Genomic DNA, 15,801 nt, shown 5'->3' with positions numbered 1-15,801 from the left:
TAAAAGCGTAGCACGTTTTTTGTAAATTTGGAAAACAAATACACTTAAAATCCACACAAATGTTTGATAATATTCCTTATTTGCCTTATGTTCTGAGTGCTTTTATGGGCGTTGGTTTAGCTGCAGCAACTGGATTCAGGGTTTTTCTGCCGATGTTTGCCGTAAGTCTCGCTTCTTACATGGGCTGGATTCCGATGAATGAGAGTTTCGCATGGCTTGCCGGTTTACCTGTTTTAATTACCACGGGTATTGCAACAGTTGTTGAAATTCTTGCCTATTATATTCCTTTCGTAGATCATCTTTTGGATACCATGTCGGTGCCCTTGGCGACCATTGCGGGTTCTGTGATGTTTGCGAGTCAGTTTGCAGATTTAGGAACTTTTCCCCAATGGACTTTAGCATTAATTGCCGGTGGCGGAACGGCTGCTGCAATCAGTTCGGGTTTTGCCGGAACTCGTGCTGCATCAACCGCAACTACTGGGGGATTAGGGAATTCGGTTGTCGCAACCACCGAAACTGCTGGCGCCGGAGTAATGTCAATTTTAGCTATGGCTGCACCAATTATCGCATTTATTGTGACGATTATTTTAATTATAATTGTTTTGGTTTTGGGCCGAAAACTTTGGCGGAAATTTCAAAACTTTAAGACAGACCGAACTTCGAAAACAATCAATGTAGAAGCGGTTGACCGCAGGAATATAGAATAAAATAACCCACTAAATTCAGTGGGTTATCGTTTTATTTGTTTTGCCTTAATTCTTTGATTTGCTTTATTTTATCATCAAAATGAGGTTTCTTTTCTGGATGTTTTTCGGATAAGATTCCGAAGGCTTTAATCGCTTTCGTGTATAGTTTTTGTTCGGTATAAAGGTTGGCTAAAGTCTCGGTCATCAAATGCGAAATATCGTCATTTCTTTCTTTGATTACGAAATCCGATTCCTCTTTGAGTTTCGATATTCTCGGTTCTTTTTCGATGAAGTTTTCGATGACTTTGTTTTTAATTTCCGTTATCGATATTTCTATTTTCTCTTTGGCTTCCTCTTTAGTCCGGTCGATTTTCAGCCAGCTTTGCCAGGTGTTGATGAAATCAGGAACATTGCTGTCTTCTAAGATTTCGTTGGTTTTTCCCTCTTCTTGAAAGGTTTGAGTTTCCTCTTCCCTGTTTGCTTTTTCGAGCGCCGAAACATTTTGGGTAAAAAACGAAACATTGAAAACCGGTCGCTCAACCACGGCGTTTTGCTCTGTGTTCGTTCCGGACATTTCAGTTTTGACCGGAGCTTCTGCTAATTTAATGTCTTCTTTTCCTACCGATTTTTCTTCTGTTTTTTTAGAAATTAAAGCATCGGGAATGTTGGTGGAAAATGACATTGGCTTCCAAACAGGTTTCTCTTCTTGAATAAATTCTGTTTCAAGTTCAATTGTTTTTTGAGAAATTTCAACGGGTTGAATTTGTGTTTTTTCTTTAATTAAATGTTCTGTTTTTTGAATATTTTCAGGTTTTTCACTATTTTTTTGCTCTGCTTTTTCGATTTCAAAACTTTGGGTTTCAGAAAAATTAACTTCAGCGCTTTGGGGAGATTCGTCTTTTGTTTGTGACGGAGTTTTCTGCTTTTTCGAGGCTTTCATTTTTTCCTCCACTTCGGCAATCAGGCGTTTCATTTCTTCTTCATGTTTGTTCAAAGCAGGTTTTGCCGTTTCCTGAATTTCTGCTTTTTCCGGATTTGAAGCTATTTTAACGTTCGGTAAAAAATCATCTGTAGCGTGAAAACTTAGCTCACTTGGATCTTCTACGATGGGTTTTTCCTGCAAAATAAGATCTTCCTCAATAATTGTTTCTTTGCTGAAGGATTCATAATCCGAACTTTCTTCGAATTCCTGAACTTCTTTGGTAATGGCTTTCGGTTCCACTTTAGTATCAGGTAGAAATTCTGCCGTTTCGTGAAAACTAAGTTCAGAAGGGTTTTCAATAACCGCTTTTTCTTCGGAAACAATTTCCTCTTTAATAATAGTTTCAGTGCTGAAAGTTTCGGCATCCTCTATTTCAGAGAACGCTTCTTTTTCCTCCGCATTGATTAATTTTTCGGTTTTTTGTGTTACAATTTGCCCGGCTTCCAGAGAGGATTCTAAATCGATGGTTTCGGTTTCTCTCTCGAGAAAATCTTCTTCACCTTCAAATAAAATCCTGTTCAATTCACCATTAACATAAACCGCTTTTGGGGTTTCGGTTACTTTAGATTCAATTTCGGTGAATTTGTTTTTTGGGGCGGTTTCGGTTTCTTTTGGGGTAATGGTTTCAGGAATGCTTTCAATAGAAGGTTTAGTTTCTTTCACCGCATTAATCAACTGATAAAGAATTTTTTTATCTGTGGTGTAGGCGGCAGTTATTGAAAGTTCATTCGAATAATTTTCTGGCTTTAATCGGTGTGTTCCTAAAAGGTGTAACGCCCGCAAACTTTGAATATAAGGATGTTTGTTGATCTCACTGCTCAGCAGTTCCAAATCTTTGATTTGAAATTGGTCAGGGTTTTTTGCTAATTCTAAAATTCGTCCGTTCATTTTACCAGTTGGCTACAATATCATTAAAAATTTTATTGATGATTCGCTCATTCACCACTTTAACCTGGGAGGTTTCAATGGTGTTGATGTCTAAGTCGCTGCTGAAAACCGCCTCGTCAGAATAAACCCGGTCGAAACTTTTGTTTTCCTCATTAGGAACGTGGTTTTCATAATGTACTTTCACTGTAATGGTCAGTTTGTTTTGGGCAGCCTGAATATTTCCACCCGGTGCATTTACTGAACTGGAAATGGTCGTTGGCGTAATGGAGTAATCTGTAATTTCTCCCTCAATTAAAATGTCCGGCTTTTCTTTTGTCCCTTTTAAAGTTGTTCGCTGCAAAAACCTGTTTTGGATCGCTGTGGAAAATTCCTGCGATAAACTGGCATTCATCAGAGGTGCATTGTTAGGGAAATCACGTATTTCAATCGTTTTAGTTTCGGGGCTTAATGATGATCCGGTGAAACTGTAACAACTGGTTAGAAGAGCCAAGGAAAAAGAGCCAAGGAAAAAGAGCCGGATGAAGCGGGTTTTCTCGGCTTGCAATGTAGGTTTTGCTGTTTGAAATCTCTTCATTAGTCTTCTAAATTATATTGTTTAATTTTTCGGTACAGGGTTCTTTGGGAAATTCCCAGTTCGTCCGCCGCTTTATTTCGTCTGCCTTTGTGTTTTTCTAATGCTTTGACAATCAGTTCTCTTTCGTTGTTTTGAAGCGATAAGGAATCTGCTTTTGTTTCTTCGATTTCGATATCTTCTACATCGCTGTATTCCTCCTCTGTTTTTGAAATTATCGGGTTTTGATATTGATTTTGATTTTCAAAATAGAGCATTGAATTCGGATTCTGAACCTGAGTTTCAGGGGTGAAAACACGGTTAATCAGATTTTTTTCGTGATGACTGAAATCACTGTTTTCACGATTTTTTATCAGTTCTGAAGTTAAGGATTTTAAATCATTAAGGTCATTTCGCATGTCGAAAAGAATCTTGTACATGATCTCGCGCTCCGAATTAAAATCGTTCGACGATCTGCCGCTTCCATTTTGAATCACCGCTGGAAGTTGGGTCTGTATCGGGATGTATTCTGCTAACTTCACAGAGTTGACCGTTCTTTCCTGTTCCACAACTGTCATTTGTTCTACCAGATTTCGCAGCTGACGGATATTTCCAGGGAAAGGATAGTTTTCTAAATAATTAATGGCGTCGTCAGTAAGAACCAATTCCGGCATTCTGTATTTTTCCGCAAAATCAATGGCGAATTTCCTGAAAAGCAAATGTATATCACCTTTTCTTTCACGCAAAGCCGGCATGTCGATTTGTACGGTATTTAATCTGTAATATAAATCTTCGCGAAATCTTCCGTCATTAATGGCGTTCAGCATATTCACATTGGTTGCGGCTACAATTCTCACATTGGTTTTTTGGACTTGGGAAGAACCCACTTTCATAAATTCGCCACTTTCTAAAACACGAAGAAGACGGACTTGCGTCTGAACAGGCAGTTCGCCCACCTCATCCAGGAAAATAGTTCCGCCATCTGCGACTTCGAAATATCCTTTTCGGGTTGAAGTTGCACCGGTGAAAGCTCCTTTTTCGTGGCCAAATAATTCAGAATCAATGGTTCCTTCCGGGATTGCACCACAATTGACCACAATATAAGGTTGGTGTTTGCGGCGGGATTCGGCGTGGATTATTTTTGGTATAAATTCTTTCCCTACACCACTTTCTCCCATCACCAAAACAGAAATATCTGTGGGTGCTACCTGAATTGCTTTTTGCAATGCCCGATTAAGGACCGGATAATTTCCGATAATTCCAAAGCGTGTCTTTATGGATTGTAAGTCTGTCATTTTTAATAAATTTAGATGCCTGGCATCAGATTTCAAATGTGTTTTCCTCTAATAATTTTTTCAATGATTCTTTGCTTGGCAAAATGGTTAAGCATTTACTCGCAAATATCTGCTCATTGTTTTCTGGCAATGTATAGCGTACCAAGGCTTCGCTTTTATCTTGACAAAGAATGATTCCTATGGTCTTATTCCCGTCCTCTAATTTTACTTCTCTGTCGTAATAGTTTATGTACATCTGCATCTGCTGTTTGCGGAATTTACATTTTTTCAAGTTTATTGGAACTTATTTCCTTTAAAATGATTTTTTATTCCAATAATGAATTTACTAATACTATAAAGCTTACTATAAAAGGAAAATTAAAAAGTAACACAAGACTTGATGTGACAAATTCTTTTCGATTTTCTATAAAAACTAAGGTCAAAATCAATAAAAAAATTAAAGCTGTCAGATTGATTACTGCATTAAATGCAACAGCAAAAAACCAGAATATCATAAAACTATCTTCTTTATAAAAGCCAAAAAAATAAACAAAGATTCCTAGAATCCAACTTATTGAAAAGTAAATTAATACCGCTTTATTGATTTTAATTTTTTTCATCATTAAAAAACTTGAAGCTGGTAACTCTAAACCGTTTCCCCCAAAAGCGTTCCCTGTGTATTTCCATGAACGAAAACCGTCACAATATCGCCCAATTTCTGGCCTTCGAGTTTATCGAAAACACAAACTGCATTCTGAGAATTTCTGCCTTTCCACTGGTTGGGATTCTTTTTGGAAGTTCCTTCAATCAGGATTTCGTGATTTCTGCCCACATAACCCTGCATTCTTTTTCGGGAAAGTTCGCCTTGCAATGCAATTACTTCTGCCAATCTTCTTTGTTTAACATCCGCCGGAATATCGTCTTCCATTTTTTTCTCTGCCGGAGTTCCCGGGCGTTCCGAATACGCAAACATATAACCGTAATCGTATTCTACTTCGCGCATTAAACTTAAAGTCAGTTGGTGATCTTCTTCTGTTTCGCCACAGAATCCGATAATCATATCCTGTGAAAATGAAACTTCAGGAATCAGCTCTTTTGCTTTATTAATTAAAGCCAGATATTCTGCACGGGTATGTTGACGGTTCATTTTTTCCAACATTCTGTCGCTTCCACTTTGTACGGGAAGGTGAACATATTTGCAGATATTGTCATATTTCGCCATGACCTTGAAAACCTCCGTACTCATATCGTGCGGATTAGAAGTTGAGAATCTGATTCTCATTTCCGGAACTGCTACGGCCACCATTTCCATTAACTGTGCGAAATTAATTGCTGTCAACTGCTGAATTTCAGTCGCTTTTTTAAAGTCTTTTTTAGCGCCGCCTCCAAACCAGAGATAAGAATCTACATTTTGTCCGAGCAGCGTAATTTCTTTGTAACCATTGGTCCACAATTCTTTGCATTCTTCAATGATTGAATGAGGATCACGGCTGCGCTCACGACCACGTGTAAAAGGAACGACGCAGAACGTACACATATTATCGCAACCACGGGTAATCGTCACAAAAGCGGTAACACCGTTTCCACCTAAACGAACCGGGCTGATATCGGCATACGTTTCTTCTTTGGATAAAATAACATTGATGGCATCGCGGCCCCCTTCTGTTTCTTTTAATAAATTGGGTAAATCTCTGTAAGCATCTGGTCCAACAACCAAATCAACTAAATGTTCTTCTTCCAGAAATTTGGTTTTCAAACGTTCCGCCATGCACCCTAAAACGCCTACGGTTAAATTTGGTTTTTCTTTTTTTAAATTTTTAAACTGAGAAAGTCGCATCCGGACGGTTTGTTCTGCTTTTTCACGGATCGAGCATGTGTTCAGTAAAATAAGATCTGCTTCTTCCGGCAGTAGAGTCGTGTTGTAGCCTTGCTCGTTCAAAATCGAAGCAACAATTTCCGAGTCAGAAAAATTCATCTGGCAGCCGTAGCTTTCCAGAAACAATTTTTTAGAGTTTTGTGGTTTTTCTGCTATGGCAAAGGCTTCCCCTTGTTTGGTTTCGTCTATATATTTTTCTTGCACGGTATAAAATTTTAGATTTCGAATTTTATATTCAAAATAAGAGTGCAAAGATACAAATTTCTATGACAGAATGGCAGGGTTTGTTCCGGATAGTAATTAACAGAAAACCAATCCGAATCGACATTCTGGATTTATAGCAATTCCACGGAAGAAAGGAGATTCCATTTTTTGTTAAAGCTGATTTGGCCATCAATCTACAAAAAAATCAAGGTAAATTTCCTGCTGACTCAATATAAACACTAAAAACTTTGCGCTTACCGACAAAGTTTTTAAAAATATACTTTTGTTTTTCTTAGGCGTCAACACTTTCTGTGACGAAATTTAATTTAATCCGGATTCTAGAATCTACCGGCACATTATTGCATTTTGAGGGCGTCCAGGTTTTTTTGATTTTTTTTACAGCGAATTTCAAATCACGTAAAAATCCTTCGCTGTTTGCTGCTTTCGGCGTGACTTCCAGATTGGTGACTTTTCCATCTTTATCGATATTGAGGTGAAGAAAGAAAGTCCCGTTTACCACATAAATTTCTTTATCTACATAAGCCGAAATATATTTGAATAGTTCTCTGTTAAAAGCGGCATCACCGCCGTCGAATTGTGCTCTTGTAAACTGGGAATCATCCAAACAAGAGGTTACTTTATAGTAATCGTAAGGTTTTTTAATGTCAACTCTGAAGAAATTTTTACTGTTTTCAGAGAAAAAATAACCTTCCTGCAAATCTTCTACTTCTTGGGCGTAAGAAAAAACGGAAGCAAAAATTAATAGCAAAAATATTTTTTTCATGGTTTGAAATTTTAATATTGAAAGTTACTTCATTTTTAAAATTAAAACAAAACAAAAAAGACCTTGTTGTTTAAACTGATTAAAATTAGCTTCGATCCAAGATTGAATCCACAGCAAAAAAATCCGACAGAGTGCCGGATTTTTGTATAAAGTAGAATAACGGAAATTAGGGAAATTTCCGTCATTTCGTTTTGAATGTTTTTTACAAAACTTCGATTTGATTTTTCAGCAAATCATCGAATTCCTCGCGCCTTCTTATTAAATGTGCTTTTCCATCAAGGAACAGAACTTCTGCAGGCTTTAAGCGTGAGTTAAAATTAGAACTCATTTCAAAACCGTAAGCGCCGGCGTTTCTGAAAACTAAAATATCATTTTCACGGACTTCATTTAATTTTCTGTCCCAGGCAAAAGTATCAGTTTCACAGATGTTTCCCACGACGGTGTAAATTCTTTCCGCTCCTTTTGGATTTGACAAGTTGTCGATAATGTGGTGAGAATCGTAAAACATCGGGCGGATTAAATGATTGAAACCGGAATTAATTCCCACGAAAACGGTGGCGGTTGTTTGTTTGATCACGTTTGATTTTACCAAAAAATGTCCACTTGTGCTCACCAGATATTTTCCCGGTTCAAACCATAATTCGAATTTTATTCCGCTTTCTTTATGGTATTCCGCCAGAACTTTTTCCACTTTTTTGCCCAAAGTTTTCACGTCGGTTTCGATGTCGCCTTCCTGATAAGGGACTTTGAAGCCGCTTCCCATATCGATATATTTTAAATCGGGGAAATGCTCGGCCAGTTCAAACATAATTTCGAGTCCCTGAATAAATACTTCCGGATCTTTAATTTCACTTCCGGTATGCATGTGAAGACCTTCTATTAAAAGGTTTGTCGATTTCATTACCCGGGTAATGTGACGAAGCTGATGGATAGAAATTCCGAATTTAGAATCGATATGACCGGTCGATATTTTGTGATTTCCACCTGCATAAATATGCGGATTGATTCTGACAAAAATCGGATAGGTATTGCCGTATTTGGTGCCAAACTGCTCCAGTATTGAAATATTATCGATATTGATATGAACTTTTAATTTCATCGCTTCTTCGATTTCCAATAAATCGACACAGTTGGGCGTGAAGAGAATATTGTTGTGCGTGAATCCTGCTTTCAGACCCAGTTTTACCTCATTGATCGAAACGCAGTCTAAACCGGCACCTAAGTTTTTAATGTATTTTAAAATATTAATATTCGTCAGTGCTTTTGCAGCATAAAAAAAGCGGGTGCTTTTATGAAACGATGAGGTGAGTTTTTCATAATGATTTTTGATGCTTTCTGCGTCATAAACGTAGGTGGGCGTTCCGAATTCCTCGGCGATTTTAATTAAATTTTTATCTGTCATATTATTTTATTTTTTACATTAAAAAAAGCAGACCCCAAAGAGCCTGCTTTACAATATTATTAAAATATCTGCTCTTAATCCACGGAGTTTGCTTTAGAGAAAAACTTTTTCCCTTTAGAAGCACCCTTTTTTATAGATTTTTGAATTTTCATTATTTTGTTTTGTTAAATTCCCGTCAAAATTAAAATTTTTAATTTAATTCTGCGCTATTTATTTTAAAGGAGTTGGAATTATTTCAAAATCACCCCGTAAAAGCCCCATTTTCAAATCATTTTTCAAATCTTCGGTTGGGAAATCGATGTTAATTTTTAAACCCGATAATTTTTTCAAAGATTCGATTTGGGTATATAATTCGTAAAAGCCGTACGCAATGAGTTTTCCTTTTTCAAATTGTAAGAATGATTTTTCTCCTAAAATCCTTCCGGGTGACAACCATAGTTCATCGGTTTTATTAATGGTAATTAATTGTTCAAGATTTTTTATTTCCTTTAATTCGGGTCTTCCGTTGATGAAACTCACCGCTTTTATTCCCTGCGTAAAGGATTTAAATTTCAACAGTGGTTTGTCTACTTTTTGATTGGTGATTTTATCGACGAAATATTTTTCACTTTTGTGGTAAAGCCCAAACGGTAACGATTCTTTCTTTTTCAGGCCTTTGGTTCTCATCATCAGTTTTGCCAGAATATCGCTTCCGGTTAATTCATACTGAATCTGTTCTACGTCCTCCTGAACGGTAACCCAACGCTTTGATTTCGAGTGGAAAATGTTTTTGGAAGATTTATTAAGATCGTCCACAAATTCTGAATAAATGATTTCTCCCTCTCTGTTCTGAAAATAGAGAATTCCTTTTTCTGCAGGCAGATCCTGTGTTAGATCCCGGATTTTATTCAAATAAGATTTCGAATTAACTTCGTCATGATGTTGTTGAATGATTTCGGAATCCTTGTCTTTAATCATCAATAATTTGAACAGTTCCAACGTCGCCTTGGCGTCCCCCGACGCACGGTGTTGGTCAACCAGCGGAATTCCCAGCGACTTTACCAGTTTCCCCAAATTATAACTTTCGGCCTCAGGAATTAATTTTTTGGCTAAAGGAATGGTGTCTATCGTGTTGATTTTGAACTCGTAGCCTAACCGCTTGAATTCCTGTCGGAGCATCCGGTAATCAAATTCGATATTGTGCCCAACCAAAGTGGTGTGTTCGGTGATTTCTACAATTCTTTTTGCGATCTCATGGAACTTCGGCGCAGTTCTCACCATTTTCGGTGAAATTTGGGTTAATTTCTGAACAAACGGGGTGATGTCTCGCTCCGGATTGACCAAAGAAATAAACTGATCTATAATCCGGTGGCCGTCATATTTATATACGGCGATTTCGATGATACTCTCCTTCCGGAAAGGGGCACCGTTACTTTCTATATCTATTACTGAGTACAAAATTTATTTTTTTATTATTTCTTTCTTCCGCCTAAACCAAACATTCCCAAAACAAATTTTGCGCCTTCTCTAGCCAAAGTCGTGGCAAATGTTCTCCCTGCAGGAGATTTCATTACACTTTCAAACATGCCGGGCTCCTGTTTTACAGGGCGCGTTTTCAATGTTGGTTCTGCTTGCTGAACTGCCTGTTCCATTCTGCTGGTCAGCATTTCGTAGGCAGAATCTTTATTGACGGTCTGTTCGTATTTCGCAACCATTGCCGATTTGCCTGTTAAATCCGCAACTTCTGCGTCACTTAGGATATCCATTCTTGATTCTGGTGAAATTAAGAAAGTTTGAACTAACGGTGTCGGGATTCCCTTTTCATCCAATGCCGTAATGAATGCTTCGCCAATTCCCAGGTTTTGAATCAGGTCTTTCGCATTGTAATATTCTGTGGTCGGATAATTTTCAACCGCTTTCGAAATTTCTTTTTTGTCTTTGGCGGTAAATCCGCGAAGGGCGTGCTGTATTTTTAAGCCTAACTGAGATAAAACATTTTCGGGGACATCTCCAGGAATCTGCGTGATGAAATAAATTCCGACTCCTTTGGAACGAATCAGTTTTACCATGGTTTCAATTTGACTTAATAAAACTTTCGAGGCTTCATTAAAAATCAAATGGGCTTCATCGATGAAAAGCACCAGTTTCGGTTTGCCGGAATCTCCTTCTTCCGGAAACATCATATAAATTTCAGCAAACAAAGAAAGCATGAAGGTAGAAAAAAGTTGTGGTTTGCTTTGGATATTGGCGACTCTCAAAATGTTCACAACGCCTTTTCCATCTCTTTTTTGAAGCAGGTCTTCTACATCAAAACTTGGTTCTCCGAAAAATGAGGTGGCGCCTTGCTGTTCCAATGCCACGATTGAACGAAGAATCGCGCCCAGAGAAGCGGTAGAAATCGAACCGTAGTTATTGCTCAAATCAGCCTTTCCCTGCGCATTATCGGTCACATATTGTAAGACTTTTTTCAAATCATCTAAATCGACAAGCGGTAAGCCTTTGTCGTCACAATATTTGAAAACGATCGAAATAATGCTTTGTTGCGTATCATTAAGATTAAGGATTTTCGATAATAAAAGCGGGCCGAATTCGGTAACGGTTGCTCTTAGTTTAATTCCTTTTTCTCCCGAAATCGACATGAGTTCTACAGGAAAAGCCTGTGGTTGATAAGGAAGTTTTGTCTTGGCGTATCTTTCATTAATAATGGCGTTTTCGGTTCCCGGTTCTGCGATACCAGAGAAATCACCTTTAATATCCAGAACCAAAGAGGGGATTCCGGCGTGGGAAAGTTGTTCTGCAAAAACCTGAACTGTTTTTGTTTTTCCGGTTCCGGTGGCTCCCGCAATTAATCCGTGGCGGTTGATCGTTTTTAATGGAATGGTTATATCCACTTCGCTCACTACTTCGCCGTCGAGCATGGCTTTTCCTAAAGTGATGAATTCGCCTTTTGGGGCGTATCTTGAAGAAAGTTCCTGAACGAATTTTGCTTTATCTGCCATCTTTAATATTCTTTGAGAGGTTAAAGATAAAAAATAATAGAGATTAGGAAATGCGTTGGGCGAAAAATTCCCTGATTTAGATGATGAAAATCATTTTTTAATTAAGATTAAAAAGTCTTAATTTTGACCTGTTATGAAATCCTTAATAACGGTCATATTTTCATTTATCATTTTTGGAGCAAGTTTTCAGAACTCGCTTTTTATGATTGATTATAAGATCAATCAGGATTTCTACGAAATTCACTGTATCAATAAAGCGAAACCGGAGCTTAGTTGTCACGGAAAATGTCAGATGAAAAAAGAAAGTGATAAAAGCACGAACCCTTTTAATCTGGTAAAATACGCTTTTGAATTTAATATTTTGCCGACAGCACCGGTTGATTTTTTTATTAAAAAACAAAACTCCGCTCCTTCCAGATCTGCGGATTTCAGCTACCAAGAGCTTTTCATTCCCGAAATTTTGCTCAGTATTCCTCCCCATCCGCCGCAAGTGTGATTTGATTTCCAGTGTTAAACTCTTCTTTTTCAACAGAAACTGAAGCGGTTTGACCGTCTCTTAAAAAGAGAAAAAAATATTCAGTCAAATTATCACTAAATTAAAAAAAAATGAAATTTTCATTCAAAACGATACTTGCCCTTTTGGCAATGGCATTTCTTGTAATCTCCTGTAGAACTTCTGACGATGATCCGGTGGATCCCGCAAATCCAAATACTGAAATCGAAGGTTTATTAAAAATAAAAGAAATAACCAATGATACTCATATTATCGAATTGTATTCTAAGTCGGGAGCGACCAGTTTAGGGTATAATGATATTAAACTTCGGCTTAAAAATAAAGCAACCAATCAGTACGAAAAAAACGCAGTCATTACCTGGAAACCGCTGATGCACATGACCATGATGACGCATTCCTGCCCTAATTCTGTGATTCAAAAAGTAACTCCCGAAGGATCTCTTTATTCCGGTTATATTGTTTTTCAAATGCCGGGAAATGAAAGTGAATATTGGGATCTGAAAATTGATTATACCATTGGCGCAACTGCTTATACTGCAACTACTGTGGTAAACGTTCCTGTTGAAACCAAAAAAACAGTCAACTCTTTTACGGGAAGCGATAATGTAAAATATGTGGTGGCATATATTGAACCGAAATCTCCAAAAGTTGCCATTAATGATATGGTTCTGGGAGTCTGGAAAATGCAGGATATGATGACTTTTCCTGTGGTAGATGGTTTTACCGTAAAAGTAGATCCAAGAATGCCGGGAATGGGAAATCACGGTTCTCCAAATAATGTTCACGCAACTCAAACTGCTGCCGGACAATTGTATAAAGGTAAATTTTCATTGACTATGACGGGTTACTGGAAAATCAATTTACAGCTGGCGAAAGCAGACGGAACCGTTTTGGCGGGACAGGAAGTTACAGAAACCAATTTGGCGAGCAACCTCTTTTTCGAAATCGATTTCTAATTTTTTATTACAAAAAACATCAGGACTGATTGATTGAAATAATATGGGTTAGTCTTGATTTTCTCTTTTTCTCAGATGCTGAATCTTTTATTAAAAAGGTTAGAGCTATTCTGTTAACCAAAATGCTTTATCATGAAACGAATCCTATTTCCAACTATTTCTGTCCTTCTGTTTACCAATAGTTTTGCGCAACAATATTCATCAGATTCTACCAAATCACAACATATTCAGGAAGTCATCGTGATTGGAACAACCAAAATTTCGAGCAAAGAAAACAAGCCATTGGGTTCGATTGACGAATACCTGCAAAAATCTGCAAAAGTAGATATGATTAAACGGGGAGCTTATGCGTGGGAACCGCTTATTAATGGCATGCCGACGGAAAGAACTTTGATCACCATTGATGGAATGAGAATTTTCGGCGCATGTACCGATAAAATGGATCCGATTACTTCTTATATTGAAGTTTCCAATTTAATGGAAGCCAGCATCAGTTCAGGTCAGGAAGGTTCCTGTCACGGGAATACCATCGGTGGCGCTATTGATTTGAAAAGAAATAAAATGATGTTTGGTCAAAAGAAATGGAACTTTAATGTCAACAGCGGGTATGAAACGGTTAATCAGCAAAAAATCTTTGGTGCCGGAACCCGTTTTAAGACAGAGAAATTCTACACCGACGTTAATTTTATGACGCGTGATGCGGAGAATTATAAAGCCGGCCAAAATATCGAAGTTCCTTATTCTCAATTTCAAAAAATAAATATTTCAGGAATTTCCGGAGTGAAACTGGGGGAAAACAAATTACTAGAAGCAGCTGTTATTTACGACAAAGCCAATGATGTAGGTTATCCTGCCTTGCCAATGGATGTTTCAATTGCAGAAGCTTTAATTGCCTCCTTGAAATTTCAGATGTTGCCCAAAAGTGATTTCCTGAAAAGCTGGGAAACCAAAGTTTATTTTAATACGATCATGCACAGAATGGATGATACCAAAAGACCCAATGTTCCGATTCACATGGATATGCCCGGCTGGAGTAAAACTTTCGGATATTATTCTCACTTGAAATCGGTGGTTGATCAGCATCATTTTTTATTAAATATCAATGGGTTTTACAATAAGTCATCAGCAGAAATGACGATGTATCCTGAAGATAAAAATGAGAAGCTGATGTTTATGCTGACTTGGCCGGATGTGAGAACTTTGGCACAGTCACTTTATCTGGAAGATCAGCTCAATTTTAATCAAAGTTCAAGTGTGAGATTGTCTGCTTCTGTCACGATGCATCAAAATAAAGTGGAAAGTGAATTCGGCTTAAACAGTTTACAGATTTTTTACCCTGAAATGAAAGCTGAAAAAAACAGAATTCTGAAAAGTTTCGCGGCCAATTATCAGTTTGATAAAAATGGATTTCAGGCCGGTTTCGGTTTGGGATATGGTGACCGTGCGCCCTCGGTTTCAGAAGGCTACGGATTTTATTTGTTCAACAGTTTTGAGAAATACGATTATATTGGAAATCCCTATTTGAAAAATGAGTCATCACTTGAAGCCAATGCCTTTATCGGTTTGAAAAAAGAAAAATACAGTGCTAAAATTTCATCGTCTTATTTTCATATTTCCAATTACATCGTAGGGAAAATCATTCCTCATCTTGTTCCCATGACTATTGGTGCAAATGGGGTGAAAAGTTATACGGCTTTAGATTACGCGACTTTATTTAATGTCAGTTTATCGACAGAGTTACGGATTACAGAACCGTTGAAATGGACAACTCAATTCGTTTACACGCGTGGAAAAGATAATGAACAAGGCAATTTGCCATTTATGAGTCCGTTCAGTTACCAAACCGTCTTGCGGTATGAAAGAAATAAATTTTCTTCGGAAATTTCGGTTTTTGGAAATACGGAATATCGGGATTTTGCACCCCAATATGGCGAATCTGAAACGCCGGGTTATGCGGTTGTAAATGCAAATTTAGGCTATTCATTCCCGCTTGGATACGCTAAAACGTATGCGAAAATTGGCGTGGAGAATGTTTTTGACTGGTACTACACCACTTATTCCGATTGGAATAAAATCCCACAACCCGGGAGGAATTTCTTTATCAATCTCACTTTTAGTTGGTAGGAAAAGAAGGATTTAAACCTGCTAAATGTTGGCTGTTTTACAAAAGAAGTTCCGGGAAAATTTCTGTAAATTTGTTAGATCACAAAATCGAAATCATGAAAAGAGCAGATATCATCACCATTATTATTGAAAAACAAAAAGGAGTTATCGACAGTTTAAAACAAACGGTTGAGCGTTATAAAACAGCCTCTGATATGGATGAAGAGAGCACGCATGATCCGGAAGATTTTTCGCAGCAGACGCAAGCAAAGGATATGCAGCTCCGTTACGAGAAAACGTTGAAAGAAGCGGAACAAAATCTTGCCTTTCTGGAAGGGGAGCTTAAGACTTCACACGATAAAATTGAAAGGGGAGCCCTGATAGAAACTGATCAGAGTTTTTTATTCGTTGGGATTTCTGTGCCTGTTTTTATATTTGAAAGTAAGGAAGTGGTTACCTTTTCAGACCATGCTCCTGTTTTCCAAAATATAAAAAGAAAGAATAAGGGCGAGAGCATTGAGGTTGGCTCAAAATCACTTCAGATTATTGATTTCTGTTAAATGAATGATTTGCCTTCTGTAACCTGGGTTACATTTTATGAAAA

15 protein-coding genes are annotated in these 15,801 nt (G+C 37.7%); 5 read left to right on the top strand and 10 right to left on the bottom strand.

Going from position 1 to position 15,801, the window contains the following annotated elements:
* Window positions 1-59 precede the first annotated feature (59 nt).
* Window positions 60-707 (top strand): DUF4126 domain-containing protein, encoded by a 648-nt coding sequence (locus tag QF004_RS06160; RefSeq protein WP_307423995.1) that lies wholly within the window; start codon window positions 60-62, stop codon window positions 705-707.
* A 31-nt stretch (window positions 708-738) separates the two neighbouring features.
* Here QF004_RS06160 and QF004_RS06155 read toward each other — a convergent pair whose 3' ends face one another.
* The 10 genes from QF004_RS06155 to QF004_RS06110 form a co-directional block, all read right to left on the bottom strand.
* Window positions 739-2,556: a hypothetical protein gene (locus tag QF004_RS06155; RefSeq protein WP_307423993.1), complete on the bottom strand. Its 1,818-nt coding sequence runs from the start codon at window positions 2,554-2,556 to the stop codon at window positions 739-741.
* Window position 2,557: 1 nt separating this feature from the next.
* Complete coding sequence (locus QF004_RS06150) at window positions 2,558-3,130, bottom strand: LptE family protein (RefSeq protein WP_133439355.1); 573 nt, start codon at window positions 3,128-3,130, stop codon at window positions 2,558-2,560.
* The gene (locus tag QF004_RS06145) at window positions 3,130-4,401 is read right to left on the bottom strand and encodes a sigma-54-dependent Fis family transcriptional regulator (RefSeq protein ID WP_307423988.1); all 1,272 of its coding nucleotides are present in this window, start codon (window positions 4,399-4,401) and stop codon (window positions 3,130-3,132) included. The genes QF004_RS06150 and QF004_RS06145 overlap by 1 nt, the downstream gene beginning before the upstream one ends.
* A 25-nt stretch (window positions 4,402-4,426) precedes the next feature.
* Window positions 4,427-4,672, bottom strand: coding sequence for a PDDEXK nuclease domain-containing protein (locus QF004_RS06140; RefSeq protein ID WP_307423986.1), 246 nt, complete (start codon window positions 4,670-4,672; stop codon window positions 4,427-4,429).
* Window positions 4,673-4,706: 34 nt separating this feature from the next.
* Window positions 4,707-5,003 (bottom strand): hypothetical protein, encoded by a 297-nt coding sequence (locus QF004_RS06135; RefSeq protein ID WP_307423983.1) that lies wholly within the window; start codon window positions 5,001-5,003, stop codon window positions 4,707-4,709.
* A 23-nt stretch (window positions 5,004-5,026) separates the two neighbouring features.
* Entirely contained in the window at window positions 5,027-6,460 is a 1,434-nt protein-coding gene (gene miaB / locus QF004_RS06130; protein ID WP_133439359.1) for a tRNA (N6-isopentenyl adenosine(37)-C2)-methylthiotransferase MiaB, read from the bottom strand.
* A gap of 292 nt (window positions 6,461-6,752) precedes the next feature.
* Complete coding sequence (locus tag QF004_RS06125; RefSeq protein WP_307423978.1) at window positions 6,753-7,244, bottom strand: hypothetical protein; 492 nt, start codon at window positions 7,242-7,244, stop codon at window positions 6,753-6,755.
* Window positions 7,245-7,446: 202 nt separating this feature from the next.
* Complete coding sequence (lysA, locus tag QF004_RS06120; RefSeq protein ID WP_133439361.1) at window positions 7,447-8,646, bottom strand: diaminopimelate decarboxylase; 1,200 nt, start codon at window positions 8,644-8,646, stop codon at window positions 7,447-7,449.
* 210 nt (window positions 8,647-8,856) lie between these two features.
* Window positions 8,857-10,083 (bottom strand): PolC-type DNA polymerase III, encoded by a 1,227-nt coding sequence (locus QF004_RS06115; protein WP_133439362.1) that lies wholly within the window; start codon window positions 10,081-10,083, stop codon window positions 8,857-8,859.
* A gap of 14 nt (window positions 10,084-10,097) precedes the next feature.
* Window positions 10,098-11,624, bottom strand: coding sequence for a helicase HerA-like domain-containing protein (locus tag QF004_RS06110; protein ID WP_133439363.1), 1,527 nt, complete (start codon window positions 11,622-11,624; stop codon window positions 10,098-10,100).
* Window positions 11,625-11,757: 133 nt separating this feature from the next.
* Between QF004_RS06110 and QF004_RS06105 the strand changes: the two genes are divergently transcribed.
* The 4 genes from QF004_RS06105 (at window position 11,758) to QF004_RS06090 (ending at window position 15,757) form a co-directional block, all read left to right on the top strand.
* Window positions 11,758-12,120: a hypothetical protein gene (locus QF004_RS06105; RefSeq protein ID WP_133439364.1), complete on the top strand. Its 363-nt coding sequence runs from the start codon at window positions 11,758-11,760 to the stop codon at window positions 12,118-12,120.
* A gap of 110 nt (window positions 12,121-12,230) precedes the next feature.
* Window positions 12,231-13,094: a hypothetical protein gene (locus tag QF004_RS06100; protein ID WP_307423971.1), complete on the top strand. Its 864-nt coding sequence runs from the start codon at window positions 12,231-12,233 to the stop codon at window positions 13,092-13,094.
* 132 nt (window positions 13,095-13,226) lie between these two features.
* A complete protein-coding gene (locus tag QF004_RS06095) occupies window positions 13,227-15,218 on the top strand; it encodes a TonB-dependent siderophore receptor (RefSeq protein ID WP_307423969.1) in 1,992 nt (663 codons plus the stop codon).
* Between the two features lie 95 nt (window positions 15,219-15,313).
* Window positions 15,314-15,757: a hypothetical protein gene (locus tag QF004_RS06090; RefSeq protein WP_133439367.1), complete on the top strand. Its 444-nt coding sequence runs from the start codon at window positions 15,314-15,316 to the stop codon at window positions 15,755-15,757.
* Window positions 15,758-15,801: the final 44 nt, after the last annotated feature.

The sequence above is a fragment of the Chryseobacterium sp. MDT2-18 genome (assembly GCF_030815285.1).
GTDB classification, from domain to species: Bacteria; Bacteroidota; Bacteroidia; order Flavobacteriales; family Weeksellaceae; genus Kaistella; species Kaistella salivictor.
The sequence above is the reverse complement of the archived record's forward strand: the minus strand, read 5'-3'. Positions and strand labels throughout refer to the sequence as shown.